We start from the raw sequence: 26,669 nt of genomic DNA, 5'->3' as shown, positions 1-26,669 counted from the left end.
CAAACACACTATTTATTAACATATAAATAACTTTTTATTTACCGTTGAGGTTGCTATGTCTCAGTCAATTACGCGTGAAAATTTTGATGAATGGATGATGCCCGTTTATGCCCCGGCGCCTTTTATTCCGGTACGTGGCGAAGGTTCACGCTTGTGGGATCAGCAGGGTAAAGAGTATATCGATTTCGCCGGGGGGATTGCGGTCAATGCCCTCGGTCATGCGCACCCGGAACTGCGAGACGCGCTAAATGAACAAGCTGGCAAATTCTGGCACACCGGTAATGGTTACACTAACGAACCGGCGCTGCGGCTGGCGAAAAAACTCATCGACGCCACCTTTGCCGATCGCGTTTTCTTTTGTAACTCCGGGGCGGAAGCTAATGAAGCGGCGCTGAAGCTGGCGCGAAAATACGCCCACGATCGTTACGGCAGCGAGAAGAGCGGCATTGTGGCGTTCAAAAATGCTTTTCATGGCCGCACGTTGTTTACCGTCAGTGCTGGCGGGCAACCGGCCTATTCTCAGGACTTTGCGCCGCTGCCGCCGGATATCCGCCACGCGGTATATAACGACATTAACTCCGCCAGCACCCTGATCGACGACACCACCTGCGCGGTGATCGTTGAGCCGATGCAGGGCGAAGGCGGGGTGTTGCCCGCCACGCCTGCGTTCCTGCAGGGCTTGCGCGAGCTGTGCGATCGTCACAACGCGCTGTTGATTTTTGACGAAGTCCAGACCGGCGTCGGTCGCACCGGTGAGCTGTACGCCTATATGCATTACGGCGTTACGCCCGATCTTCTGACCACGGCGAAAGCGCTCGGCGGCGGATTCCCCATCGGCGCGCTGCTGGCACGTGAGGCCTGCGCCAGCGTGATGACCGTCGGTACGCACGGAACCACTTACGGCGGCAATCCGCTGGCGACCGCAGTCGCCGGGAAACTGCTGGACATTGTGAATACCCCGGCGATGCTGAACGGCGTCAAACAGCGCCACGACGGGTTTGTTGAGCGCCTGAACGCCATTAACCAGCATACCGGCCTGTTTAGCGAAATTCGCGGTCTGGGTCTGCTGATTGGCTGCGTGCTGAACGCCGGGTATGCCGGTCAAGCCAAACAGATAGCGCAGGAAGCGGCGAAAGCGGGCGTGATGGTGCTGATTGCCGGGGCTAACGTGGTACGTTTCGCCCCTGCGCTGAACGTCACCGAAGAAGAAATGACCACTGGGCTGGATCGCTTCGCGCAGGCCTGCGCACAGATCAAGGCTGGAGGTTCCTCATGAGAGTAATCCGTCCTGCTGAACAGGGTGATGTCGCTGCGCTGATGCAGCTTGCCGGTAAAACCGGCGGCGGTCTGACGTCGTTACCGGCGAATGAAGCGACGCTGGCAGCGCGCATCGATCGCTCAATTAAGACCTGGCGGGGAGAACTGCCGAAAAGTGAACAAGGGTTCGTGTTTGTACTGGAAGACAGCGAAACCGGGGAGGTGGGCGGGATTTGCGCCATCGAGGTGGCGGTCGGGCTGAATGACCCGTGGTACAACTACCGTGTAGGGACGCTGGTGCATGCCTCGAAAGAGCTGAACGTCTATAACGCGCTGCCGACGCTGTTTCTCAGTAATGACCACACCGGCAGCAGCGAGTTGTGTACGCTATTTCTCGATCCGGACTGGCGTAAAGAAGGCAACGGTTATCTGCTGTCAAAATCGCGCTTTATGTTTATGGCGGCGTTTCGCGACAGGTTTAATGAAAAGGTGGTTGCGGAAATGCGCGGCGTCATTGATGAGAACGGCTACTCTCCGTTCTGGGAAAGCCTGGGCAAGCGCTTTTTCTCAATGGAATTTAGCCGCGCGGATTTCCTGTGCGGTACCGGGCAAAAAGCGTTTATCGCGGAACTTATGCCCAAACATCCTATTTATACCCATTTTCTCAGCCATGAGGCGCAGGCGGTGATAGGTCAGGTCCATCCGCAGACGGCGCCTGCCCGCGCGGTGCTGGAAAAAGAGGGATTTCGCTACCGTAACTACATCGATATTTTCGATGGCGGGCCGACACTCGAGTGTGATATCGACCGGGTACGCGCCATTCGTAAAAGTCGGCTGGTGGAGGTTGTCGAAGGACAGCCTGCCCCTGGGGATTATCCGGCCTGCCTGGTGGCTAATGAGAATTACCAGAACTTCCGCGTCATGCTGGTGCGTGCGGACCCGGATACGCAGCGGTTGGTGCTCACGGCAGCACAACTGGATGCCCTGAAATGTCAGGCGGGGGAAAGCGTGCGCTTTGTCCGTCTTTGCGCTGAGGAGAAAACGGTATGACGTTATGGATTAATGGTGACTGGCTGAGCGGTCAGGGGGAGCGTCGGGTTAAACGCGATCCGGTGAAGGGGGACGTGCTTTGGGAAGGTCACGACGCGGATGCCGATCAGGTGTTGCAGGCCGTTCGCGCTGCCCGCGCGGCGTTTCCGGCATGGGCAAAACGTCCTTTTAGCGAGCGTCAGGCGATTGTAGAGGCGTTTGGCGGGCTGCTGGAAAACAATAAAACGCAGCTCACCGCGATTATCGCCCGCGAAACGGGTAAGCCGCGGTGGGAAGCGGCCACGGAAGTGACGGCGATGATCAATAAAATCGCCATTTCGATCAACGCGTACCACGCTCGTACCGGAGAGCAGCAGAGTGCGTTGCCGGACGGCGCAGCGACGCTGCGCCATCGTCCGCATGGCGTGCTGGCGGTGTTTGGCCCCTACAATTTCCCCGGGCATCTGCCGAATGGCCATATCGTCCCGGCGCTGCTGGCTGGCAATACGGTGCTTTTTAAACCCAGTGAACTCACGCCGTGGACCGGTGAAGCCGTAATCAAACTCTGGCAGCAGGCCGGATTGCCCCCCGGCGTCGTGAATCTGCTTCAGGGCGGTCGCGAAACGGGACAAGCGCTGAGCGCGCAGGACGATCTGGATGGTCTGCTGTTTACCGGTAGCGCGAATACGGGTTATCAACTGCACCGCCAGCTTGCCGGACAGCCGGAAAAAATTCTCGCGCTGGAAATGGGGGGAAATAACCCGTTGATCGTCGAAAACCCGGCAGATATCGACGCCGCCGTGCACCTGACTTTACAGTCGGCGTTTATTACTGCCGGACAGCGCTGCACCTGCGCGCGCCGTTTACTGGTCAAAAAAGGGGCGCAGGGCGATGCCTTTCTTGCGCGGCTGGTCGAGGTGAGTCAGCGGTTACAGCCGGGGCGCTGGGACGCTGAGCCGCAGCCTTTTTTCGGTGGGCTGATTTCAGCGCAGGCGGCGAAGCACGTCTACACGGCCTGGCAGCGTCTGGCGGCGCTTGGCGGTAAGACGTTGCTGACGCCGCGTCTGATTGAGGAAGGCACGTCGCTGCTGTCGCCAGGGATCGTGGAATTGACCGATGTGGCAAATGTGCCCGACGACGAAGTGTTTGGCCCGCTGTTGGGCGTCTGGCGTTATGACCGTTTTGAGGACGCGATAGCGCTGGCGAACCAGACCCGCTTTGGCCTGTCGTGCGGACTTATCTCGCCCGATCGTGCACAGTTTGACCAGTTGCTTCTGGAAGCGCGCGCGGGGATCGTCAACTGGAATAAACCACTGACCGGAGCCGCGAGCACCGCGCCGTTTGGCGGAGTGGGGGCATCCGGTAACCATCGCGCCAGCGCGTGGTACGCCGCGGATTACTGCGCCTGGCCGATGGCGAGCCTCGAATCACCGACATTGACGCTGCCGGGTGTCCTGAGTCCCGGGCTTGATTTCTCTCGTGAGGAAGGATTATGAACGCGCGCGAGGTTAATTTTGACGGGCTGGTGGGGCTGACGCACCATTATGCCGGGTTGTCGTTTGGTAACGTGGCGTCCACGCAGCACCGCTTTCAGGTATCGAATCCGCGCCTGGCCGCAAAGCAAGGATTGCAGAAAATGAAAGCGCTGGCCGATGTCGGGTACCCGCAGGCAGTGATCCCGCCGCATGAACGGCCATTTATTCCGGCGCTGCGCCAGCTCGGGTTTAGCGGTAGCGATGAGCAGATCCTCGCAAAGGTGGCCCGGCACGCGCCGCAGTGGCTTTCCAGCGTCAGTTCAGCGTCGCCGATGTGGGTCGCCAATGCGGCCACGGTCGCACCGTCTGCTGATACCCTGGATGGTAAAGTTCATCTGACGGTGGCAAACCTCAACAATAAGTTTCACCGATCGCTGGAGGCTCCGACGACCGAAGCGCTGCTGCGAGCCATTTTTCACGACGATCGTTATTTTTCGCTTCACACGGCGCTGCCGCAGGTGGCGATGCTTGGCGATGAAGGCGCGGCGAATCACAGTCGTCTGGGGGCTAACTATGGCGATCCTGGCATCCAGCTGTTTGTGTACGGGCGTGAAGAGGGCAATCAGACCCGGCCTTCTCATTATCCGGCGCGCCAGACCCGTGAGGCCAGCGAGGCGGTCGCGCGGCTGAATCAGGTTAATCCGCGGCAGTGCATTTTTGCCCAGCAGCATCCTGATGTGATTGATCTCGGCGTTTTCCATAACGACGTTATTGCGGTGTCGAATCGGCAAGTGCTGTTTTGCCATGAGCAGGCTTTCGCCAGCCAGGATCAGGTACTGGACCAGCTGCGCGCCCGCGTGCCGGGTTTTACGCCTGTCGTGGTGCCTGCGTCAGAGGTATCTGTTTCCGATGCGGTTGCCACCTATTTGTTTAACAGCCAACTGCTGAGCCGTGAAGATGGCTCGATGATGCTGGTGCTGCCGCAGGAGTGTCGTGAACATGCGGGGGTATGGCGTTATCTGACAGACCTGCTGGAAGGCGACAACCCGATCCGCGATATGCGCGTGTTTGACCTGCGTGAAAGTATGTCCAACGGCGGCGGTCCTGCGTGTCTGCGCCTGCGGGTCGTGTTGACCGATGAGGAGTTGCGGGCGGTGAATCCCGCGGTGATGATGAACGACACCCTGTTTTCCGCCCTCAACGACTGGGTGGATCGTTACTATCGCGATCGGCTGACCGCCGCAGACCTGGCGGACCCGCAGTTGCTGCGGGAAGGTCGCGAAGCGCTGGACACCCTGACGCAGTTGCTGAAACTTGGTTCTGTCTATCCGTTTCAGCAGGCAGGAGAGCGACATGGATGATTTCCTTGCTGTCACCCTGGCAGGCGTGATACCGGAGGTCTCTGAAGGGAAAGGCCCGGGCTTTCACTGGCGTCAGACGGCGCCGGGCATCCTTGAGCTGATCCCGGAAAAGGCGACCGATCGGGCGTTAGTGATTTCGGCCGGTATTCACGGTAATGAAACGGCGCCGGTGGAAATGCTTAGCGCGCTGCTGACGAGATTAATGGCGGGTGAGATCCCTCTGCGCTGGCGGCTGTTGCTGATTCTGGGCAACCCGCAGGCGCTGGCAGAGGGCAAGCGCTACTGTCACAGTGATATGAACCGGATGTTCGGCGGGCGCTGGCAGCAGTTTGAAGAAAGTGGTGAAACGCTACGCGCTCGGCAACTGGAACGATGCCTGGAGGATTTCTGGTGTCGGGAAGCAACCCCGACCCGCTGGCATCTCGATCTTCATACCGCCATCCGTGGTTCTCATCATCTGCGGTTTGGCGTGTTGCCGCAGCGTCCGATTCCGTGGGATGACGGTTTTCTCGACTGGCTCGGCGCCGCCGGGCTTGAGGCGCTGGTCTTTCATCAAACACCAGGCGGTACGTTTACGCATTTTAGCGCAGCGCATTTCGGCGCGCTTTCCTGCACGCTGGAGCTGGGAAAGGCATTACCGTTCGGGCAAAACGATCTACGCCAGTTTGCGCCTACCGCAGACGCGTTGTCCGCTCTGCTGGCCGGGAAGGGAGAAAAGCGCAGCGGCGCGCAGCCGGTTCGCTATCGTGTAGTATCACAAATTACACGACGCAGCGAAGCATTTGTGCTGCATATTGACTCTCAGACGCTGAACTTTACACCGTTTCAAAAAGGCACACTGTTAGCCGAAGACGGCGCCGAGCGCGTTATTGTACGCCACGAAGTTGAGTACGTTCTTTTTCCCAACCCTGCCGTCGCACCCGGTTTACGCGCCGGACTGATGCTGGAAAAAATCAACTGACCTATTTACCGCAGGCTCTCTTTGCCTGCGGTTCTTATTATATCGTGCGTCTGTGAAATATTACGGATTATTCCTGGCAAATTGCTTTATTATTCATCATTGCTGAGTTATAGTTCTTCATATTTCCTGCAAAATCATCCGCTTGTCATTTTTCCTTGCCATTCTTCGCCATAATTTCTTTTTTTCTCCACAATTGGCGAAAAGTTGTTTTTTATACTTTCATTGTTTTACCGATACTCTGACTAATTGACGATAAAGCCGCTAAAGTTAATCTCGTCAACACGGCACGGCTCTTGTTGGTAAGAGTTAAGAAAGCCGTAAAAAATAACTGAAAGGAAGGATAAAAAATATGCGTAAATTAACTGCACTGTTTGTTGCTTCTACCCTGGCTCTGGGCGCTGCTAACCTGGCTCACGCAGCCGAAACCACCGCCGCCGCGCCAGCGGATGCAAAACCCATGATGCACCATAAAGGCAAATTTGGTCCGCATCATGACATGATGTTCAAAGACCTGAATCTGACCGATGCGCAAAAGCAGCAGATTCGCGACATCATGAAAGAGAAACGCGCCGACATGAAACGCCCGTCTTTAGATGAGCGCCGCGCAATGCACGCGATCATTGCCAGCGACAGCTTCGATAAAGCCAAAGCTGAAGCGCAGATCGCAAAAATGGAAGAGCAGCGTAAAGCCAACATGCTGGCGCACATGGAAACACAGAATAAGATCTACAACATTCTGACCCCGGAACAGAAAAAGCAGTTTAATGCCAATTTTGAGAAGCGTCTGACAGAACGTCCGGCGCGAGACGGTAAAATGCCCGTACCTGCTGAGTAATCGCTGAGCAAACGGATCCGAAAACCGCCGGTCTTGTTCATCCTCTCCCATGAGGCGATGGACAGGCCCGGCGGTTTTTTTTACCGCAGTAGGCCATTCCACCCTGACGCCAGTTACCTGCTGTTCATTAAAGCATCCGGGCTGAGGTCGATGATCTCGCAGGTGCCGGAAATCAAGGGCTTGCAGAGGATTTTGTAGCCATCATGATCAAAGCCTGCCGGCGTTTGTACCAGCGTCGACACGTTATCCAGAGAGTCAACCGCGCCCAGCCAAAGCCAGTTATTAATAATGTGGTACTGTGTCATCCCCGGTCGGCTCTCTTTGAGCGCAATAGCGTTTTTCCACGGCCAGCATACAACACGCAGTTTTTCCAACGAATCCAGCAGGCGGGTCGCATGCTGGTCAGGGCTTTCTTTGCCGCAACAGGCCCCCGCGCAGCGCTTCAGCGCTGAGCGAAAACAGGCGCGACCGCGACTCAGCGGCTCAAGACCGAGTAGTCCATAACACAGCTTTTGTTCATCAGCGAGGGTCTGTAAGGCCTGCAACGCGGCGCGACGATTGGCAAAAAGACCAAACAGGTTGGCCGCGTGTGAAAAGTCGACGTCGCGTGCATAAACGACGTCAACGTTTTGCCCGCGAAGCTGGAGGGCGCAGAGTTGGCGGTTGCGCCGGAGTCGTTTGTTAAACAACGGCTGCTGTTCTTTAATAAGCCGGGCTTCCAGCAGCAGCGCGCCGATTTCTCCTGCGGTGCAGATCCAGGTAATGCGTCGGGACTGACGCAGCATGGCGGCTTCATCGGCGGTGCGCAGATGTGACAGTACCCGGCTGCGAATATTCACGCTTTTGCCTATGTACAGAGGCATGGCGTCGCTGTCGCCATGGAACAGATACACGCCGGGTACGCTGGGCAACGCATCAAGGAAAGGGCGCAGATGTTCGGGGTATTTGTAAATTGCTGCTGCTTCAAATTCTGGACGAGGGGCTGATTGACGCCGTACCACGGTTAACTCCGGATGCTGGTTATTCATCCAGTATAGCAGCGCAACGGAGAGTAAAAAAGAGGCGATTTTGTGAAGGCTGGCCGGACAGCGCGCGTGGCGTCATTATCCGGCCAGGTAAAATCACTGTTTCCAGAAATCGTCAAACACCGTGATGGGCGGACGGCGTTTATGTTCCGTCTTCAGGTACCAGCCTTCGATGATATTGGCAACGGCGGGATCGACGGCTTTCCCTTCCAGATAGTCATCAATATTTTCGTAGCTGACGCCGAGCGCGGTTTCATCCGGCAAAGAAGGGCGATCGTCTTCCAGGTCGGCGGTCGGGGCTTTCTTGTAAAGATGTTCCGGGCAGCCTAACGCGGCCAGCAACTGTTTGCCCTGACGTTTGTTCAGGCGGAACAGGGGATTAATGTCGGTGCCGCCGTCGCCATATTTCGTAAAGAAGCCAGTAATAGCTTCCGCCGCATGGTCGGTACCTACCACGACTCCGCTGGTCATTCCGGCGATACTGTACTGTGCCTTCATACGTTCGCGGGCTTTTTCGTTACCGCGCACAAAATCGCTCAGTTCAATCCCCGCGTCGCGCAACGCCTGTTCACTCGCCAGCACCGCGCCCTTAATGTTGACCGTCAACACACGATCCGGCTGGATAAAAGCAAGCGCGTCCTGGCAGTCCTGCTCGTCGAACTGCACCCCGAAAGGCAGGCGGACTGCAATAAATTGCAGCGCGTCATTACCTGTTTCTTCGCGCAGTTCGCTGATCGCCATCTGACAGAGTTTTCCTGCCAGCGTGGAGTCTTGCCCGCCGCTGATTCCCAGCACCAGGCTTTTCAGGAAGGAATAGCGTTGCAGATACGCTTTCAGAAAATCCACGCTGCGGCGAATTTCTTCTTCTGGATTAATGTGCGGCTTTGCGCCCAGCGCCTGGATGATCTCTTGTTGCAGAGACATGTAACCCCTCCCCAATATGAAATAAAAAAAGCAGTCTGTAATAAAGCTAACCCTTTGTCGCGCAAACGACAAGTCGGGGCGGGCCGTGTGGCGTTTAAAACGACATCCTGGTGACTTATTAGAATCATCCGAAACCAACTTCGTGTGGAGTGGTCGCTTGAAAAAAGTGGAGATGTATTCCAGGCTTACTTAACACGCTGAAAAACAAGAGGACGGAAAATGAACAAGAACGTAGCAGGAATTCTGAGCACAGCGGCGGTATTGACTATGCTGGCAGGCTGTACGGCTTACGATCGTACAAAAGACCAATTCGTTCAGCCGGTAGTAAAAGACGTGAAAAAAGGCATGAGCCGTTCACAGGTTGAACAGATTGCCGGTAAACCTTCTTCTGAAGTCAGCATGATCCATGCTCGCGGTACCTGCCAGACCTACATTCTGGGTCAACGTGATGGTAAAGCTGAAACCTATTTCGTCGCCCTTGACGATACCGGGCATGTCATTAACTCTGGCTATCAAACCTGCGCCGAGTATGACACCGACCCCCAGGCTCCGAAGCAGTAATGACTGTCTAAAGCCTGAACAGCACGAAGAACCGGCCATTGCGCCGGTTTTTTTATAGCGGCATGATCTTAATTATTGAAGCGAATTATTTGCCTGAAATGTGAAGGGGGTCATAACGTCAGGTCAATGAGAGACAATTTAGTTGGTCAAGGAAATACCATCCGCGGGTCCGATACCGTATACTCATTTCAGACACAGAAATAAGTCTTTCGATTACGCAAGTTGTCCAGTGCATGGATGCAGGTTTGAGACTTGCGGCGTGTCTGGTTAACAGATAATCGCACTTGAGGAACGTTTTATGGAAAAGAAACACATTTATCTGTTTTGCTCTGCGGGCATGTCTACCTCTTTACTGGTGTCGAAAATGCGCGCACAGGCTGAGAAATACGAAGTACCGGTTATTATTGAAGCATTCCCGGAAACCCTTGCCGGAGAAAAAGGCCCGGCGGCAGATGTCGTATTATTAGGACCGCAAATTGCTTATATGTTGCCCGAAATTCAGCGTTTGTTACCTGACAAACCTGTAGAAGTGATTGACTCGCTGCTGTATGGCAAAGTCGATGGTTTAGGCGTGCTTAAGGCTGCGGTTGCAGCAATTAAAAAAGCCGCTGCGAATTAATATTTTAATTTTTTCCCGTCAAAGAGTTATTTCATTTACATATACCGCAATGTCACATTGCGGTTTTTAAGGGTATTTTTCTATGAGTAACGTCATTGCTTCACTTGAAAAGGTACTCCTTCCTTTTGCTGTAAAAATAGGAAAGCAGCCACACGTTAATGCAATCAAAAATGGTTTTATTCGTTTAATGCCGTTGACCCTCGCTGGGGCCATGTTTGTATTAATTAATAACGTTTTCCTGAGCTTTGGGGAGGGGTCGTTTTTTTATTCCCTCGGCATTCGGCTGGATGCGTCTACCATTGAGAATCTCAATAGTCTGAAAGGCATCGGTGGGAACGTCTACAACGGTACGTTAGGCATTATGTCCCTGATGGCGCCGTTCTTTATCGGTATGGCGCTGGCAGAAGAACGTAAAGTCGACGCCCTGGCAGCCGGCTTATTATCCGTCGCGGCATTTATGACCGTTACGCCCTATAGCGTCGGTGAAGCCTATGCGGTGGGCGCAAACTGGCTGGGCGGCGCGAATATCATTTCCGGTATTATTATCGGTTTGGTGGTTGCGGAAATGTTCACATTCATTGTCCGCCGTAACTGGGTGATCAAATTACCCGATAGCGTACCAGCATCTGTCTCCCGCTCATTCTCCGCGTTAATTCCAGGTTTTATTATCCTCTCTATCATGGGGATCATCGCCTGGGCGCTGACCACCTGGGGAACGAACTTCCACCAGATCATTATGGATACCATTTCTACGCCGCTGGCGTCGCTGGGCAGCGTGGTGGGTTGGGCTTATGTTATCTTCGTTCCGCTGCTGTGGTTCTTCGGTATTCACGGCTCCCTGGCGTTGACCGCGCTGGATAGCGGCATCATGACCCCGTGGGCGCTAGAGAACATCGCTATTTACCAGCAATACGGTTCCGTTGACGCCGCGCTGGCCGCCGGCAAGACCTTCCACATCTGGGCAAAACCGATGCTGGACTCCTATATTTTCCTCGGTGGCAGTGGTGCAACGCTTGGCCTGATCATTGCTATCTTCATCGCGTCTCGTCGCGCCGATTATCGTCAGGTCGCCAAACTCGCGCTGCCGTCAGGCATCTTCCAGATTAACGAACCGATTCTGTTTGGTCTGCCGATTATCATGAACCCGGTGATGTTTATCCCGTTCATTCTGGTACAACCGATTCTTGCCGCGATTACGCTGGTGGCGTACTACCTGGGCATTATCCCGCCGATTACCAACATCGCGCCGTGGACCATGCCCACCGGCCTGGGCGCCTTCTTTAACACCAACGGCAGCGTCGCTGCGCTGCTGGTGGCCCTGTTCAACCTGGGTGTGGCGACGCTGATTTACCTGCCGTTTGTCGTGGTGGCTAACAAAGCGCAGAACGTCATCGATGAAGAAGAAAGCGAAGAAGACATCGCCAACGCCCTGAAATTCTAAATTTTAACCGGCATGTGGTTACGCATGCCGGGTCGTCAAAGAGGAATGATTTATGATGGATCTTGATAGCATTACCGATGCGCAAACCGAGGCTGAAGAGCTTGAAGAAGTGGTGATGGGACTCATCATCAACTCCGGACAGGCGCGCAGCCTGGCCTACGCAGCGCTGAAGCAGGCAAAGCAGGGCGACTTTGGGGCGGCGAAGACGATGATGGAACAGTCGCGCATGGCGCTGAATGAAGCCCATCTGGTGCAAACGAAACTGATTGAAGGCGATCAGGGTGAAGGTAAAATAAAAGTCAGTCTGGTTCTGGTGCATGCGCAGGATCACCTGATGACCTCAATGCTGGCGCGCGAACTGGTGTCAGAATTGATAGAGCTTCACGAGAAGCTGAGCAAGTAAGGAGTTGATGATGCAACTGCAGGCTACCGCTACCGTACCGGAAATCACCGTTGCCCGCGAACAGCAACTGTTTAATGGCAAAAATTTCCACGTCTTTATCTATAACAAGACAGAGAGCGCCTGCGGCTTGCATCAGCACGACTACTATGAGTTTACGCTGGTGCTCACCGGCCGCTATTACCAGGAGATTAATGGTAAGCGTGTGCTGCTGGAGCGGGGGGACTTTGTGTTTGTCCCGCTGGGTTCTCATCACCAGAGTTTTTACGAGTTCGGCGCCACGCGTATTCTTAACGTCGGCATCAGCAAACGTTTTTTTGAACAGCACTATAGCCCGCTCATGCCGTACTGTTTTGTGGCATCGCAGGTCTATCGCACCAACAGCGCATTTTTAACCTATGTCGAAACAGTGATTGCCTCGCTCAACTTTCGAGATACCGGGCTGGAGGAATTTGTGGAAGTGGTCACCTTCTACATTATCAACCGCCTGCGTCATTATCGTGAGGAACAGGTGCTGGATGATATTCCGCAGTGGTTAAAAGCCACTGTCGAAACCATGCACAATAAAGAGCAGTTTGGTGAAAATGCGCTGGAAAATATGGTTTCCCTGTCCGCAAAATCCCAGGAATACCTGACGCGAGCGACGCAGCGTTATTATCGAAAAACGCCGATGCAGTTAATTAACGAAATTCGTATTAACTTTGCCAAAAAACAGCTGGAGATGACGAACTACTCCGTAACGGATATCGCCTACGAGGCCGGATACAGTAGCCCAAGTTTGTTCATTAAAACGTTTAAAAAAATGACGTCGTTTACGCCAAACAGCTATCGAAAAAAACTGACGCAATATAATCAGTAAAAAAGTTTATTCAATAACCTGATTTTAAAGCTTGCCCAATTTTAACGCGGGACCCCCGCGTTACACCTGAAAAAAGGGCCGAGCATAATTCACGCCAGTGTCTGACACTGAAGGGAGAAATTATGAGCCAGAAATTAAAAGTCGTCACTATTGGTGGCGGGAGCAGCTATACCCCAGAATTACTCGAAGGCTTTATTAAGCGCTATCATGAGCTGCCGGTCTCTGAATTGTGGCTGGTTGACGTGGAAGGCGGCGAAGAGAAGCTGGATATCATCTACCGTCTGTGTCAGCGCATGGTTGAGAAAGCGGGGGTGCCGATGAAGGTCTTTAAAACCCTCGATCGCCGCGAAGCGCTGAAAGACGCAGACTTTGTAACCACCCAGCTGCGCGTCGGACAATTGAAAGCCCGCGAGCTGGATGAACGCATTCCGCTGAGCCTGGGGTACCTGGGACAAGAAACCAATGGCGCAGGCGGTCTGTTTAAGGGTCTGCGCACCATTCCGGTGATTTTTGACATCATTAAGGATGTGGAAGAACTTTGCCCGAATGCGTGGGTCATTAACTTCACTAACCCGGCGGGTATGGTGACCGAAGCGGTGTATCGCCACACCAACTTTAAGCGCTTCATTGGGGTGTGCAACATTCCTGTCGGCATGAAAATGTTCATCGGCGATGTGCTGGGACTGAAAGAGAGCGATGCGCTGTCTATCGATCTGTTTGGCCTGAACCACATGGTGTTCATCAAAGATGTGTTCGTCAACGGGGAGTCGCGCTTTGCTGAACTGCTGGATGGCGTCGCTTCCGGTCAGCTTAAAGCGTCCGGCGTGAAGAACATTTTTGATCTGCCGTTCAGTGAAGGTCTGATTCGCTCATTGAATCTGCTGCCGTGCTCGTATCTGCTGTATTACTTCAAGCAGAAAGAGATGCTGGCTATTGAAATGGGCGAATACTATAAGGGCGGCGCGCGCGCGCAGGTAGTGCAGAAAGTTGAGAAACAGCTGTTTGATCTGTACAAAAATCCGGAGCTGAACGTGAAGCCGAAAGAGCTGGAGCAGCGCGGCGGCGCTTACTACTCTGATGCTGCGTGCGAAGTGATTAACGCCATTTTCAACGACAAACAGACTGAGCATTATGTCAACGTTCCGCATCACGGGCACGTTGATAACATTCCGGCGGACTGGGCGGTGGAAATGACCTGTACATTGGGCCGCGACGGCGCGAAGCCGCATCCGCGAATCACCCATTTTGACGAAAAAGTGCTGGGGCTTATCTATACCATCAAGGGCTTTGAAGTAGCGGCCAGCAAGGCAGCGTTGAGCGGTGAGTTTAACGACGTGCTGCTGGCGCTTAACCTCAGTCCGCTGGTCCATTCGGATCGCGATGCGGAAACCCTGGCGCGTGAGCTGATCCTGGCGCATGAAAAGTGGCTGCCTAACTTTGCTGGCTGTATTGAAAAACTGAAAGGCGCACAACACTAAAGAGGTTGACTATGGAACGCTTACTGATTGTCAATGCGGACGATTTTGGCCTGAGCAAAGGACAAAACTACGGCATCATTGAGGCCTGTCGCCATGGGGTGGTGACTTCCACCACGGCGCTGGTGAACGGCGAGGCCATTGAGCATGCGGCGCAGTTAAGCCGCGAACATCCGTCGCTGGCCGTCGGGATGCACTTTGTTCTGACGCTCGGCGCCCCGTTAACCCGGATGCCAGGGCTGACCCGGGAAGGGCGTCTGGGGAAATGGATCTGGCAGATGGCGGAAGAGGATACGCTGCCGCTGGATGAAATCGCCCGCGAACTGGAGTGTCAGTATCAGCGTTTTATCGATCTGTTTGGGCGGGAGCCTACGCATCTGGACAGCCATCATCACGTGCATATGTTCCCGCAAATTTTTCCTGTCGTCGCGCGTTTTGCCGCCGAACGGGGAGTGGCGCTACGTATCGACCTCCAGCCGGTGTTTAATGCCGCGGACCTGCCGGCAACGTTGCGAAGTTCGCAAGGGTTTAGCAGCGAGTTTTACGGTGAAGCGATATCCGAAGCGTTGTTTCTGCACGTTCTGGACGCCTCTGCGGCGCGTGGGGAGGCTTCACTCGAAGTGATGTGTCATCCGGCGTTTATCGACAATGTGATTCGTCAAAGCGCCTACTGTTATCCCCGCCTGACTGAACTGGAGGTACTGACGGCCCCGTCGCTGAGGAAGGCGATTATGGAACGCGGCTACCGTCTGGGCAGTTTTCTTGATGTGTAGTGCCTGAGTTTGCGGCGCATACATAATGCGCCGCATTTTTTACTTATTGATTACGCCGGGATTAGCGGCACTTTACCGGTTCGTGACCACACGCGGTGCGCGGCCATCAGCGTAAACAACGCGTCCATAAACTGACCGTCCACGTTGTCTGCTTCGACAAGACCTTCTTCCCCCTGACTGTCGACATTCAGCACAGCTTTAAAGCGTCGTGCATCGCCCGCCAGAGCGATAGGCTTGAGGTGTTTATAGGCTTCGAGCAGATAGTAACGGGCGTCGCCACTGTTTTCGATATCCGCGATATCGCCGCACGGCACAATGACGGCATCGACGGTAAGGGATGGCGCGCCAGCGAAGGTGGCGGCAATGGTCAGAGTAGAACCGTCGTCGGCCACCACTTCACCCATGCGTGAGTAAAGCAGTTTCGCATGAACGCCTTTTGCTTTCAGCGCTTGCAGGATAGCCAGCAGGTCGGCGGATTTAACCTTACCGTTCAGTAAAATCCCCACCACGCGGCCTTTAATATCACCGTCGGGGATCGCATAAAGACTCAGCGATGGATCTTTCTTCAGTCCGTTGACGTCCGGCGGCGGGGCGATTTGCGTTTGTTCCGGCGTCAGTTCAATGCCCAGATTCTTCGCCACTGCTTGCGCCAGCGTTATGTCAATATGCGCCAGTTGATCCACAACCCGTTCGCGTATATAAGCGCGAACCACTTTACTGAGCTCAAAGCTGAAGGCATCGACGATATGCAACTGCTCAACCGGCGTCTGGCTCAACCAGAACAGGCGCGGGTGAGCGTAATATTCGCCAAAGGATGGGCTACGTTCGCGTACTTTGTTACCTTCAACGCGCTCCTGATAAGACTCGAAACCTCCCCGCTTAGGCGCTGGCGGCGTTTCACGCGGCCAGTTGTCGTTGATCGAATTGGGCTCATAGTTAGCCGGGTTAGTATCGATGCCCATCCGGTGCATACCGTCACGCTGGAAGTTGTGATACGGGCAGGTTGGACGGTTGATAGGGATTTCATGGAAGTTAGGCCCGCCGAGGCGGCTGATTTGTGTGTCGGTATACGAGAACAGTCGGCCCTGCAGCAGCGGATCGTTTGTGAAATCAATACCGGGAACGATATGGCCCGGGTGGAACGCGGCCTGCTCGTTTTCGGCAAAGAAGTTGTCCGGATTACGGTTCAGCACCATTTTCCCCACGCGCTGCACCGGTACCAGCTCTTCCGGGATAAGCTTGGTTGGGTCCAGCAGGTCGAAGTCGAATTTGAATTCGTCTTCTTCCGGAATTAGCTGGAATCCTAATTCATATTCCGGGAAATCACCGGCTTCGATAGCTTCCCACAGTTCGCGGCGATGGAAGTCCGGGTCGCGACCGGTGAGTTTCTGCGCTTCGTCCCATACCAGCGAAGCCTTGCCCGCCAGCGGTTTCCAGTGGAAGCGTACAAACGTCGCTTTCCCTTCGGCGTTAATCAGTCGGAAGGTATGAATACCGAAACCTTCCATGGTGCGATAGCTCCGCGGGATGCCGCGATCCGACATCGCCCACATGACGTTGTGCAGTGTTTCAGGCTGTAGCGAAACATAGTCCCAGAACGTGTCATGGGCACTTTGGCCTTGCGGAATCGCCCAGTGCGGTTCGGGCTTAACGGCGTGGACGAAATCCGGGAACTTATGCGCGTCCTGTATAAAGAAAATGGGGGTGTTATTGCCCACCAGGTCGAAAATGCCTTCTTCAGTATAAAACTTGGTGGCGAATCCACGGATGTCACGTACGGTGTCCGCTGAGCCAGCGCCACCCTGTACCGTGGAGAAGCGCACAAATACTGGCGTGATTTTGTCCGGATCGGAAAGGAAAGCGGCTTTGGTGATATCGCTCAGGTTTTTATAGGGCTGAAAGTAGCCGTGCGCCGCGGACCCACGCGCGTGAACAATACGTTCCGGAATACGTTCATGGTCAAAGTGGGTAATTTTTTCGCGCAGGATAAAATCTTCGAGCAGCGTAGGACCGCGGCTACCGGCGCGTAAGGAGTTCTGGTCATCGGCGATACGCACGCCCTGATTGGTGGTGAGCGCGAAATTTTCGCTGCCTTTACGCACGCTTTCGAGATCGTTCAGCTTTTCATTTCCGGTATCCGGCGCTTTCAGACTGCCGGGGGCCGTTGGCTGTGCGCCCGGCGGAGTGGGTTCCGGGGACGGGCGATGCGAGCCGTCCTCAGGCGCCAGAGAGTCAAGTCCCGGCTGCGATTCACGGGTGTCGTGGACAGGGGACTGATGAGGATGGGGATTTTTCTCATTATGCGACATTGAACTCGTCTCCATTTTTCATGGCTGAAAAGACCGTTTTATTTGTTAAAACCCCACTAACTATAGACCACCACGGAGATTCTATCGGAAGACCACGGCATGGTTACGGCGAGCCGACGCGCAAAGCGCACGTGCAGAGCAGGACGGGCAGGGGAAAAATCGGCTAAGATAGTTCTTTTCTGATTTTTAGCATCGGTCTTAGTGAAGCAATTAATGATGAAACCTCTACGCCAACAAAATCGCCCGGTTATTAGCTATGTCCCGCGAGTGGAACCCGCGCCGCCTGAACATGCGATAAAAATGGAAGCGTTTCGTGACGTGTGGATTTTGCGTGGAAAATATGTCGCGTTTGTCTTACTGGGTGAGTCGTTCCAGCGATCGCCCGCCTTTACCGTACCGGAGTCCGCTCAACGCTGGGCAAACCAGGTACGGCAGGAAAATGAAATCGCTGACTAATGCGCCATAAAAAAACCGCCCCGAAAGGCGGTTATTATCGTTAAAGAAGGGCGTTTTTTCGCTTAGCGATGCGCCAGTTCGGCGTCTTCTTCACTGTCCAGAATGGTTTTATCGGTTTGTTTCAGCCACTGGCTGGTCAGCGTACCAGCGGTCATGGAGCCGCTCACGTTCAGCGCGGTACGACCCATGTCGATCAGCGGCTCAACGGAGATCAGCAGCGCCACCAGCGTGACCGGCAGGCCCATTGCGGGCAGAACAATCAGTGCGGCGAAAGTTGCGCCGCCACCAACTCCCGCCACACCAGCGGAGCTGACGGTGACAATGCCAACCAGCGTGGCAATCCATACCGGATCGAGCGGGTTAATTCCTACCGTCGGGGCGACCATCACCGCCAGCATAGCCGGATACAGACCGGCACAGCCATTCTGACCAATGGTCGCGCCAAACGAGGCGGCGAAGCTGGCGATGGATTCCGGCACGCCGAGACGACGGGTTTGCGCTTCAACATTCAGCGGAATAGACGCGGCGCTGGAGCGACTGGTGAAAGCGAAAGTGAGCACCGGCCAGACCTTACGGAAGTATTTCAACGGGCTGACGCCATTAACGCCCAGCAGCGCGCCGTGGACAACAAACATTATCGCCAGCCCCAGATAGGAGGCCACCACAAAACTGCCCAGCTTAATGATGTCCTGCAGGTTGGAGCCCGCCACGACTTTGGTCATCAACGCCAGTACGCCGTAAGGGGTTAACTGCATCACCAGGCGGACCAGCTTCATTACCCAGCTTTGCAGGGTGTCGATAGCGGTTAATACGCGCTCGCCTTTAGGCGCGTCATCTTTTAGCAGCTTAAGCGCAGCCACGCCGAGGAACGCAGCGAAGATCACCACGCTAATGATAGAGGTTGGATTCGCGCCAGTCAGGTCGGCAAACGGGTTTTTCGGTACAAACGACAGCACCAACTGCGGGACGCTGAGGTCTGCGACTTTTCCGGCATAGTTGGTTTCGATAGCGTTAAGGCGCGCCGTTTCGGCGCCGCCCTGTACCAGCCCTTCTGCGGTGAGACCGAAAAGGTTGGTCACCAGCACACCCACCAGTGCGGCGATAAGCGTAGTAAACAGCAGCGTGCCGATGGTCAGGAAGCTGATTTTTCCTAACTGTGAAGCGTTGTGCAGGCGGGCTACCGCACTCAAAATAGAGGCGAACACCAGCGGCATCACGATCATTTGCAGCAGTTGTACATAGCCATTACCGACAATGTTGAACCACTGTACGGAATCTTTGAGTACCTGGCTGTCAGAACCATAAACAGTATGGAGGGCGAGGCCAAAGACCACACCCATGACCAGACCAACCAGTACTTTCTTTGCCAGACTCCACTGTTTATGACGGGTTTGCGCCAGCGCAAACAGCAGAATGACGAACACCACGATGTTCGCGATTAATGGAAAATTCATCCCCGTTCTCCTGATTTTATTATTCGTCTCGCTATCTGGAGCGAGCCTGTTGGCGCAAGAGTAGCAGAAGTGTGAACCGGCTCTTATATTCAAATGGAATTGTTTATGCCAAAAATGACAATTTCGCTGATTTACTAATCGATCTGATGTTTTATAAAGCGGTTGAACTGCATTTGCAGCGTATTGATCATGTCGGATGACCAGCGTACCGCACTGTTCTGGGGCAACGACTGGGGCATCCACACCGCCCAGGCAAACAGTGCCATGCAGAGAAAACGCTCCAGTTGATTCCCTTTCTGCGGGACGAGGATCGGTAACCGGAAACGCCAGCGACACGGCCAGAGCAGTGGAACGCCTGCCGGGGTGAGCATGTCGGCGAGAATATGGCTCAGATAGCCGAGAACCATACCCTGTAAGGCATCCGCCGGAATGATCCAGGTCTCTGGCACTTTCAGATAGAACGTCGCCAGCAAGGCAAAGACGGCGAGCAGGCTGTGCGTGAACCCGCGATGCCCGAACGCCCGGGCGATCGGTTTTGAGATCCACTTCAGCCGTTGCCCGAGAAACGACTTCGGGTGATCGATATCCGGCAGCAGACAGGTCAGGATGGCGGAAGGAACGATATGCCACCAGTCGCCCTGTGCAAGCACGGGCGTCAACTCGGCGTTCTTGGCGAACACCGCGCAGGCAATAGAAAAGAGAAGGTGACCTTCCGCCGTCATGATACAACCCAATAAACTGTTAATTCGTACAGTATAGGATTTTTATACAGTAGGCGGAAGTGGTGACGTTGTAACTCTTTGTCAATATTGCGCGATTAACGCGCTAACCAACCGCCATCCACCGCCAGTGTGTAGCCATTGACGTAATCCGAGGCTCGAGACGCGAGGAAAACCACCGGGCCTTGCAGGTCCTCCGGCGTACCCCAACGTCCGGCGGGGATGCGATCGACAATCTCTTTGTTGCGCTCTGCGTCTTCACGCAGCTGCTGCGTGTTATTGGTCGCCATATAGCCGGGAGCAATGGCATTGACGTTTATCCCATATTGCGCCCATTCATTCGCCAGCAGCCGGGTTATCCCGAGGATGCCGCTCTTTGACGCGGTGTATGAGGGAACGCGGATCCCGCCCTGGAACGACAGCATTGACGCGATATTAATGATTTTTCCGCCATCACCCTGGGCAATAAACTGGCGGGCTACGGCCTGCGAGAGAAAGAAGACGGATTTCAGGTTCAGATTCACCACGTCATCCCAGTCTTTTTCGCTGAAATTGAGCGCGTCTTCGCGGCGAATGATGCCGGCGTTATTCACCAGAATGTCGAGACGACCAAACTGGCCGACGGCTTGCGCGACGATATCCGCAAGAGGGTCTTGCTGACTGAGATCGGCCTGAATAGCGAAAAAACGGCGACCGGTCGCCGCGACTTTGGCGGCGGTGTCATGGGGTATTTTACGGTTCACCCCGATGATGTCGCAGCCCGCTTCGGCAAGCGCGACGGTCATTCCCTGGCCAAGTCCGGTATCGCAACCGGTAACAAGAGCGACTTTACCTGTAAGAGAAAACGCATTCAAAATCATAGTGACCTCGGCGACCCGCTGTTATTCGTTATTTGCCCGCAGAAAAGGATAGAAGAGGAAGACACAGAACACAATACAAAATGAAACAATGTTTTATTTTTGTTGGTGGGATGGGGAAAACGGGCAGTGCCTGACACTGCCCGTGCGTGATCAACCGCGCAGATCGGCGGCGGTAAGTTCAGTCAGTGAGGTCAGCTTAACGTTGGCAAGCGCGAAACGTGGGTCGTGTTGGTCCTCTTTTGCAGGCACGACAATGGAGCGCATTCGCGCCGCCTTAGAGGCCACCATGCCGTTGACGGAGTCTTCCAGCGCGACACAGGTAAGCGGATCCACGCCCAGTTTTGCCGCACAGTCGAGATAGACCTGCGGATGTGGCTTACTGTAAGGCAGTTTTTCCGCCGAGGCGAGGGCGTCGAAACTGTCGCGCAGGTCAAACATGGTCAGCACTTTCTCCAGCATGTGCAGCGGCGATGCCGATGCCAGACCCACGAGCAGCCCCTGTTCTTTACACAGCGCCACGGCTTCTTTTACGCCGGGGAGCAGCGGGCGCGTCTCTTCGACCAGCGTGATCGCGCGACGAATAATGCGCTCAGTCACCTCCTGACGGCTCGGGCCGTTCCAGGGTTGCTGGGCGAACCAAAGATCAACCACCATGTCGATGCGCAGTCCAAGCGTATCGGGAAGTTCATGGCGGCGGGTAATATCTACGCCTACACTTGCCAGCACGTCCAGTTCAGCCCGATCCCATAGTGGTTCGGAGTTAATCAGCAAGCCATCCATATCGAATATTGCCGCAAGAATTTGACGCGGAATTGTCATTACCACCTCTCCTTATAGAGCGTTCAGGGGTCAGAGAATAATCATAGCGTCTTTAAAGATCGAGCGAAAACAGTCATCAGCGGGTAGACTTAAGCCAAAACGACGCGTCTTTATCAAGGGGAGCTCATGACGTATCAACAAGCGGGACGCATAGCGGTGCTAAAACGGATCCTGGGATGGGTGATTTTTATACCAGCATTACTTTCTACTTTGATTTCGGCGCTGAAATTTATGTATGCGCATAGCGAAAAGCAGGAAGGCATTAATGCCGTCATGCTCGATTTTACCCATGTCATGATAGACATGATGCGGGTGAACACCCCGTTTCTTAATCTGTTCTGGTACAACTCGCCGACGCCTGATTTCCAGAATAGCCTGAACATTATGTTCTGGTTGATTTTTATTCTGATTTTCGTGGGGCTGGCAATGCAGGATTCGGGGGCCAGAATGAGCCGCCAGGCCCGTTTTCTGCGTGAGGGCGTTGAGGATCAACTTATTCTGGAAAAAGCGAAGGGCAGTGAAGGTCTAACCCGCGAGCAAATCGAGTCGCGCATTGTCGTACCGCACCACACCATTTTTCTGCAGATTTTCCCGCTCTATATCCTGCCGGTGATTATTATCGCGCTTGGCTACGTCTTTTTTTCTCTGCTCGGCTTTTTATAAAACAACCCTGCCGGAGGGCGGTTTACGCCTGTCCGGCAGGGCTGCGCAGTGTCGCTGGGTATTATCGTCAGGCCGCTAAAATCTGGTCCAGCGCCTTCTGTGCCGTTACCAGATGCTGACCGCCAAACAGTCTGGCACGGTTAAGCAGCGTGTACAGTTGATAAACCGGCTGCCTGTCGAGAAAATCGAGCGGCAGCGGCGAGACCGACTGATAGCCATCATAAATTTGCGGCGGTTGTTCCGTATGTAGCGGCAGCATCGCCAGATCGCACTCGCGGTCTCCCCAGTAGCAGGCAGGATCGAAAATGTACGGGCCGTCCGGCCCCAGCGCGCAGTTGCCGGACCACAAATCGCCATGCAGCAAAGAGGGCTGGGGCTGATGCGATGACAAACGTTGCTGAATATGTTCCACGATGGCGTCGATATTACCGAAGGCAATGCCTTTCTCGGCGGCTAATTCCAGTTGCCAGCCGATGCGCTGCTCTGCAAAAAAGGTCGACCAGCGTCGTTGCCAGGCATTGGGCTGCGGCGTAGTGGAAAGGGCGTTGTCAAAATCCAGACCAAACTGCGGCTGATCGCTCCACTCATGAAGATGGGCCAACTGCTGCCCCAGAATAAACGCATTGTGCGCGTCCAGCGGACGGGGAGGGAGATAATCCATCACCAGGAAACTGTAATCCCGATCGGCTCCCACCGCCCAGACTTCTGGTACGGTGACAGTATGGCTGCGTGATAACAGTTCCAGTTGATCGGCTTCGGCGGTGAAGTCAGGAAGCACTTCCCGTTCATCACATTTAACGAAGAAATCACGTCCGGCATAGCGCACATGCCATGCGGCATGAATTTCTCCGCCAGGCAGTTCGTTACGCAGTTCGATTTCGCCTTCACCGAGTTGCTCGCTTAAAAGACGACTGATAGCCTGCCACATGATGTCTCTCCCCATGTTGTCTGCCAGATCATAAGGTTAGCGCAATAATGCGGTGAAAAAACACGAACTAACGCACAACGTGGACGCGTTAACGGGCTAATGGCGATGATTTTTCCCCGTTCTGCCATTCGTCCCAGGTCATTATTGTGATATCGGGCGTTTTGTTTAACGCGCTTTCCGCCAGTCCGGTCGCGAGAGCTTTTACCTCATCCGGGCTTTGCGCGCTGATCACCCCAAACGTGTTTGTGCCCAGTTCATGCACATTGCCGTCTTCGTCGGTTAGCGTGAGCAGAAAACCCGCGCGGGTGAAATGGTTGTTAAGCTCGTTGATTTCGGTTAATGAATCTTCATGAAACTTGACGGTAACGATGTACCGGGTGATATCCCCACTGGCCATTTGACACCTCTTTGTAAATACATGCTTTTTTAGCATAGTCGGTGAATGCGGATGCCGACAGGTGTAACGCATCCCCCTCTGGACGAGGGGGAGGGCATCAGGCTTGTGAGAGCCAGGCGTAGATTTTTTGTGTGTCCTCATGAGAACACAACCGCGTTCCCTGATTGATTGTCGCCGCGCTACCTGCCGCGACGCCAAAGCGCACCATATCCTCCAGCGAAGCGTCTTCCGCCAGTTTTAGGGTCATGGCGCCCACCATGCTGTCGCCTGCGCCAACGGTGCTCTGGCTTTTTACCGGCGGTGGAACGACCTGCACGCAGCTTTTACCGTCCACGCCCAGCGCCCCCTGAGGACCAAGAGAAACGACGACGCGACGGGCTTTACCGTTACGAACGATCTCTTCCGCCGCTTTACGCACGTCATCGGGTTGGGTCAGCTCACGGTTAACCAGCGCGCTCAGTTCCTTCTGATTGGGTTTTACCAGCTCGATATTGCCGATCGCCAGCGCCGCGGTCAGCGCCTCGCCGGAGCTATCAATAATGCAGCGAATGCCCTGTTTTTGGGCTGCGGTAATAAGCTGAGTCAGCTTGTCCACGCTCACCCCTGGCGGCAAACTGCCGCTAATAACGAGGATCGCGCCGGATTCTATCTCCAGAACCTGCTCTTCAAGCTGGCGAAACTCATCGTCATTCAGTGCCGCGCCGGGCATCACAAAGCGATACTGTTCACCGCTGGATTCAACATGAACATGAAGGTTTTGCCGGGTCCAGTCTTTGGCGTCGACGGTCGACACTGGAACCTGTTCGTCAGCCAGCAGCGATACCAGGTGTTCGCCAGTTGCGCCGCCTGCCGGGAAAATGGCGGTAGCGGTGCCGCCCAGATGGGCAATGGCGCGGGCGACATTAATGCCGCCGCCGCCAGGCTCAAAAACGGGCGCCGTACAGCGAAGCTTCCCTTCGGGATAGATCTGCGGCGTGATCGTTGCGCTATCGAGAGAGGGCGCAAGTGTTAACGTGTAGATACGTACCATCTTTTCCTCCTGTTAGGCTTATTTCAGTCTGGCACCGAACAGGCATAAAGTGAAGTCAATAACAAGCTGATTTATTGGCTCTTTATTAAATTTGTTTGCCTTAAAGATATATAAACAATTTAATGCTTTGGGAACTCTCTTATTCAAAAAATGAAATAAGAATTCATTGCTATGTTATTCGAGCCTTTTTATAATTTGTTACCTTTCCTGAGGCGTTTGTCATTGATCCCTCTGAAAGTTTCCGGGACCGTAACGGTCTCTTTTTTTGTTGTACGGACTCTTTATAAATGAAGCTTTTAAAGACAGTTCCCGCTGCGTTTCTGCTGGCGGGTGGCGTGTTTGCGTCAATGTATGCAGCTGCCGATGATTCCGTTTTTACTGTCATGGACGATCCCTCAAGTGCGAAGAAACCCTTCGAAGGTAACCTCAACGCTGGCTATCTGGCGCAGTCGGGTAATACCAAAAGTTCGTCCTTAACGGCGGACACAACGATGACATGGTACGGGCAAACCACCGCCTGGTCGCTGTGGGGCAACGCAAGCAATACCTCTTCTAACGATGAGCGTTCTTCAGAAAAATATGCCGTTGGCGGGCGTAGCCGTTTTAACTTAAGCGACTACGATTATCTCTTTGGTCAGGCCAGTTGGCTGACGGATCGTTATAACGGCTATCGCGAACGTGATGTGCTCACCGCCGGTTACGGACGGCAGTTCCTGAATGGCCCCGTACACAGCTTCCGTTTCGAATTCGGTCCGGGCGTTCGATACGACGAGCACACCGATGGCACCACCGAGACACAGCCGCTGGGTTACGCGTCAGGCGCTTATGCATGGCAGATGACCGATACCACCAAATTCACTCAGGGTGTGTCGGTGTTCGGTGCGGAGGACACTACGCTGAACTCTGAAACGGCGCTCAACGTCGCCATCAACGAACACTTTGGTCTGAAGGTGGCGTATAACGTTACCTGGAACTCCGAACCGCCAGCAACAGCACCGGAGCATACGGATCGCCGCACGACCGTATCGCTCGGATACAAGATGTAATACTCCGCCAGGCTGTTATGCAGTCTGGCGTTTAAAATTGCGCTATCGTATTATTATTTTTCAACCGGAGTTTTATTTTTTTCGAAATTTTCATTTCTTCATATTTTCTCCATCTTTACCACATCCTTGCTTTATACAATTTATTTGACACGAATTGTTAATTATTTTGACTAGGCAAAAGTGTGATCCAGATCTACACTTAGCGATACAGGCAGATTATTGCCTTTAATACCAGGTTTTAATTCAAGTAAGAGATAAAACAATATGAATAATATCAAAACAGCCAGTGCGGCGATCGTGCTTTCCGCACTCTCTTTCGGCGCTTTCGCTGCCGAACCTGTGACAGCAACGCACGCAGACAACACCTCGCGCGTGGGCATTACCCAGGCGTCTGACGTAGAAGCCGGCTCGAATATCGCACCGGGTTCGCAGTCTACGGGGCAAAGCATGAATGATGCGTTTAATGTGCATATGTTGGTTGCGGGTGAATGGTCTTAATATTTCATTACCGCAACGTGTGTTCTACTCGTTATTTTTCTTTATAAAAACCGGATCCTGATGTACCGGTTTTTTTATTTTCGTGATGAAACGTAAATTATTCTAAGCGTCTCGCAGCGTGGCCAATCTGAAACAAGTCGCCCGTCACTCACCCCAAATCATTGCCGCCCAGCGCAGAAGAAGCATGGCGCCACAAATGGCAATAAGCACCACCACCATTTTCCAGTGTTTTTTTGCGAAGCGTTGCGTTGGCATCATTCATGTCCTGTCTGTCTTTGTTCGTGGCGGCAGTGTAACAAAACTTGCTGCGCTTCAGTGAATTGATTTACGTCATACCAGGCAGGGTGATTGCGACTTTGAACGGCAGGCAATGCCGTGTACACTGTCAGACGGTGTTATCAAAAAGCGGGTGTAGGCCCAGTGTCGCCATTACGGTGACCCGTGACATATTTCGCAGAGTGAAGCGGGAATCAGCCCATTACTTTTTGGTAATTT

The 26,669-nt window shown here is 54.0% G+C and carries 28 protein-coding genes; 17 read left to right on the top strand and 11 right to left on the bottom strand.

Annotation, left to right across the window (positions count from 1 at the left end; all coding sequences use genetic code 11):
* The first annotated feature begins 55 nt into the window (after positions 1-55).
* The 6 genes from HVX72_RS11900 (at position 56) to spy (ending at position 6,918) form a co-directional block, all read left to right on the top strand.
* Entirely contained in the window at positions 56-1,276 is a 1,221-nt protein-coding gene (locus tag HVX72_RS11900; RefSeq protein WP_042287521.1) for an aspartate aminotransferase family protein, read from the top strand.
* Positions 1,273-2,307, top strand: coding sequence for an arginine N-succinyltransferase (gene astA / locus HVX72_RS11895; RefSeq protein WP_042287518.1), 1,035 nt, complete (start codon positions 1,273-1,275; stop codon positions 2,305-2,307). The genes HVX72_RS11900 and astA overlap by 4 nt, the downstream gene beginning before the upstream one ends.
* A complete protein-coding gene (gene astD, locus HVX72_RS11890) occupies positions 2,304-3,782 on the top strand; it encodes a succinylglutamate-semialdehyde dehydrogenase (RefSeq protein ID WP_181821432.1) in 1,479 nt (492 codons plus the stop codon). Before astA ends, astD begins: the two co-directional genes overlap by 4 nt.
* Positions 3,779-5,122 (top strand): N-succinylarginine dihydrolase, encoded by a 1,344-nt coding sequence (astB, locus tag HVX72_RS11885; protein WP_181821431.1) that lies wholly within the window; start codon positions 3,779-3,781, stop codon positions 5,120-5,122. Before astD ends, astB begins: the two co-directional genes overlap by 4 nt.
* Positions 5,115-6,083 (top strand): succinylglutamate desuccinylase, encoded by a 969-nt coding sequence (astE, locus tag HVX72_RS11880; RefSeq protein WP_181821430.1) that lies wholly within the window; start codon positions 5,115-5,117, stop codon positions 6,081-6,083. Before astB ends, astE begins: the two co-directional genes overlap by 8 nt.
* Before the next feature lie 349 nt (positions 6,084-6,432).
* A complete protein-coding gene (gene spy / locus HVX72_RS11875; RefSeq protein ID WP_042287508.1) occupies positions 6,433-6,918 on the top strand; it encodes an ATP-independent periplasmic protein-refolding chaperone Spy in 486 nt (161 codons plus the stop codon).
* 113 nt (positions 6,919-7,031) lie between these two features.
* Here spy and cho read toward each other — a convergent pair whose 3' ends face one another.
* Positions 7,032-7,919, bottom strand: coding sequence for an excinuclease Cho (gene cho / locus HVX72_RS11870; protein ID WP_181821429.1), 888 nt, complete (start codon positions 7,917-7,919; stop codon positions 7,032-7,034).
* Positions 7,920-8,039: 120 nt separating this feature from the next.
* Positions 8,040-8,867 (bottom strand): ammonia-dependent NAD(+) synthetase, encoded by an 828-nt coding sequence (gene nadE / locus HVX72_RS11865; RefSeq protein WP_181821428.1) that lies wholly within the window; start codon positions 8,865-8,867, stop codon positions 8,040-8,042.
* Between the two features lie 219 nt (positions 8,868-9,086).
* Here nadE and osmE point away from each other — a divergent pair, with 219 nt between their 5' ends.
* The 7 genes from osmE to chbG all read left to right on the top strand — a co-directional run bounded on the left by osmE (position 9,087) and on the right by chbG (position 14,995).
* Positions 9,087-9,428, top strand: a complete 342-nt coding sequence (osmE, locus tag HVX72_RS11860; RefSeq protein ID WP_181821427.1) for an osmotically-inducible lipoprotein OsmE — start codon at positions 9,087-9,089, stop codon at positions 9,426-9,428.
* 298 nt (positions 9,429-9,726) lie between these two features.
* On the top strand, positions 9,727-10,047 hold the full coding sequence (gene chbB, locus HVX72_RS11855; protein WP_042287501.1) for a PTS N,N'-diacetylchitobiose transporter subunit IIB: 321 nt from the start codon (positions 9,727-9,729) through the stop codon (positions 10,045-10,047).
* An 82-nt stretch (positions 10,048-10,129) separates the two neighbouring features.
* Positions 10,130-11,488 carry a PTS N,N'-diacetylchitobiose transporter subunit IIC gene (gene chbC / locus HVX72_RS11850; protein WP_042287498.1) on the top strand — a complete coding sequence of 453 codons (1,359 nt, stop codon included), beginning with the start codon at positions 10,130-10,132 and terminating at the stop codon, positions 11,486-11,488.
* Between the two features lie 52 nt (positions 11,489-11,540).
* Positions 11,541-11,891 carry a PTS N,N'-diacetylchitobiose transporter subunit IIA gene (gene chbA / locus HVX72_RS11845; RefSeq protein WP_181821426.1) on the top strand — a complete coding sequence of 117 codons (351 nt, stop codon included), beginning with the start codon at positions 11,541-11,543 and terminating at the stop codon, positions 11,889-11,891.
* A 7-nt stretch (positions 11,892-11,898) separates the two neighbouring features.
* Complete coding sequence (gene chbR / locus HVX72_RS11840) at positions 11,899-12,747, top strand: transcriptional regulator ChbR (protein ID WP_082636792.1); 849 nt, start codon at positions 11,899-11,901, stop codon at positions 12,745-12,747.
* A gap of 122 nt (positions 12,748-12,869) precedes the next feature.
* Positions 12,870-14,225: a 6-phospho-beta-glucosidase gene (locus HVX72_RS11835; RefSeq protein WP_181821425.1), complete on the top strand. Its 1,356-nt coding sequence runs from the start codon at positions 12,870-12,872 to the stop codon at positions 14,223-14,225.
* 11 nt (positions 14,226-14,236) lie between these two features.
* On the top strand, positions 14,237-14,995 hold the full coding sequence (gene chbG, locus HVX72_RS11830) for a chitin disaccharide deacetylase (RefSeq protein WP_181821424.1): 759 nt from the start codon (positions 14,237-14,239) through the stop codon (positions 14,993-14,995).
* A 50-nt stretch (positions 14,996-15,045) separates the two neighbouring features.
* Here chbG and katE read toward each other — a convergent pair whose 3' ends face one another.
* Positions 15,046-17,304: a catalase HPII gene (gene katE / locus HVX72_RS11825; protein WP_042287480.1), complete on the bottom strand. Its 2,259-nt coding sequence runs from the start codon at positions 17,302-17,304 to the stop codon at positions 15,046-15,048.
* A gap of 213 nt (positions 17,305-17,517) precedes the next feature.
* Between katE and cedA the strand changes: the two genes are divergently transcribed.
* Positions 17,518-17,760 (top strand): cell division activator CedA, encoded by a 243-nt coding sequence (gene cedA, locus HVX72_RS11820; protein ID WP_042287478.1) that lies wholly within the window; start codon positions 17,518-17,520, stop codon positions 17,758-17,760.
* A gap of 62 nt (positions 17,761-17,822) precedes the next feature.
* On the opposite strand, the gene tcyP is transcribed toward cedA, so the two are convergent.
* From tcyP to hxpB, 4 genes are all read right to left on the bottom strand, one after another.
* A complete protein-coding gene (gene tcyP / locus HVX72_RS11815; protein ID WP_042287476.1) occupies positions 17,823-19,214 on the bottom strand; it encodes a cystine/sulfocysteine:cation symporter in 1,392 nt (463 codons plus the stop codon).
* Positions 19,215-19,348: 134 nt separating this feature from the next.
* The gene (locus tag HVX72_RS11810) at positions 19,349-19,936 is read right to left on the bottom strand and encodes a metal-dependent hydrolase (protein ID WP_042287473.1); all 588 of its coding nucleotides are present in this window, start codon (positions 19,934-19,936) and stop codon (positions 19,349-19,351) included.
* A 95-nt stretch (positions 19,937-20,031) separates the two neighbouring features.
* A complete protein-coding gene (gene kduD / locus HVX72_RS11805) occupies positions 20,032-20,793 on the bottom strand; it encodes a 2-dehydro-3-deoxy-D-gluconate 5-dehydrogenase KduD (protein ID WP_181821423.1) in 762 nt (253 codons plus the stop codon).
* Positions 20,794-20,943: 150 nt separating this feature from the next.
* Entirely contained in the window at positions 20,944-21,612 is a 669-nt protein-coding gene (gene hxpB, locus HVX72_RS11800) for a hexitol phosphatase HxpB (protein ID WP_181821422.1), read from the bottom strand.
* Between the two features lie 126 nt (positions 21,613-21,738).
* Here hxpB and HVX72_RS11795 point away from each other — a divergent pair, with 126 nt between their 5' ends.
* Entirely contained in the window at positions 21,739-22,275 is a 537-nt protein-coding gene (locus HVX72_RS11795) for a YniB family protein (protein ID WP_060569662.1), read from the top strand.
* A gap of 67 nt (positions 22,276-22,342) precedes the next feature.
* Here the strand turns inward: HVX72_RS11795 and HVX72_RS11790 are convergent, their stop codons facing one another.
* From HVX72_RS11790 to pfkB, 3 genes are all read right to left on the bottom strand, one after another.
* Positions 22,343-23,203, bottom strand: coding sequence for a fructosamine kinase family protein (locus tag HVX72_RS11790; protein WP_060569663.1), 861 nt, complete (start codon positions 23,201-23,203; stop codon positions 22,343-22,345).
* Positions 23,204-23,291: 88 nt separating this feature from the next.
* Positions 23,292-23,600 carry a type V toxin-antitoxin system endoribonuclease antitoxin GhoS gene (gene ghoS / locus HVX72_RS11785; protein ID WP_060569664.1) on the bottom strand — a complete coding sequence of 103 codons (309 nt, stop codon included), beginning with the start codon at positions 23,598-23,600 and terminating at the stop codon, positions 23,292-23,294.
* Between the two features lie 97 nt (positions 23,601-23,697).
* Positions 23,698-24,630 carry a 6-phosphofructokinase II gene (pfkB, locus tag HVX72_RS11780; RefSeq protein ID WP_042287463.1) on the bottom strand — a complete coding sequence of 311 codons (933 nt, stop codon included), beginning with the start codon at positions 24,628-24,630 and terminating at the stop codon, positions 23,698-23,700.
* A gap of 287 nt (positions 24,631-24,917) precedes the next feature.
* On the opposite strand from pfkB, the gene HVX72_RS11775 reads away from it, so the two are divergent.
* Both HVX72_RS11775 and HVX72_RS11770 read left to right on the top strand, forming a co-directional pair.
* Positions 24,918-25,676, top strand: a complete 759-nt coding sequence (locus tag HVX72_RS11775) for a YdiY family protein (RefSeq protein WP_042287461.1) — start codon at positions 24,918-24,920, stop codon at positions 25,674-25,676.
* A gap of 264 nt (positions 25,677-25,940) precedes the next feature.
* Complete coding sequence (locus HVX72_RS11770; RefSeq protein ID WP_181821421.1) at positions 25,941-26,174, top strand: hypothetical protein; 234 nt, start codon at positions 25,941-25,943, stop codon at positions 26,172-26,174.
* Positions 26,175-26,318: 144 nt separating this feature from the next.
* On the opposite strand, the gene yniD is transcribed toward HVX72_RS11770, so the two are convergent.
* Positions 26,319-26,429, bottom strand: a complete 111-nt coding sequence (gene yniD / locus HVX72_RS11765; RefSeq protein WP_120714873.1) for a small membrane protein YniD — start codon at positions 26,427-26,429, stop codon at positions 26,319-26,321.
* Between the last annotated feature and the right edge of the window lie 240 nt (positions 26,430-26,669).

Source organism: Citrobacter sp. RHB21-C05 (assembly GCF_013889015.1).
Lineage (GTDB): Bacteria > Pseudomonadota > Gammaproteobacteria > Enterobacterales > Enterobacteriaceae > Citrobacter_A > Citrobacter_A sedlakii.
This window is presented reverse-complemented; position numbering and strand designations above follow the sequence as displayed.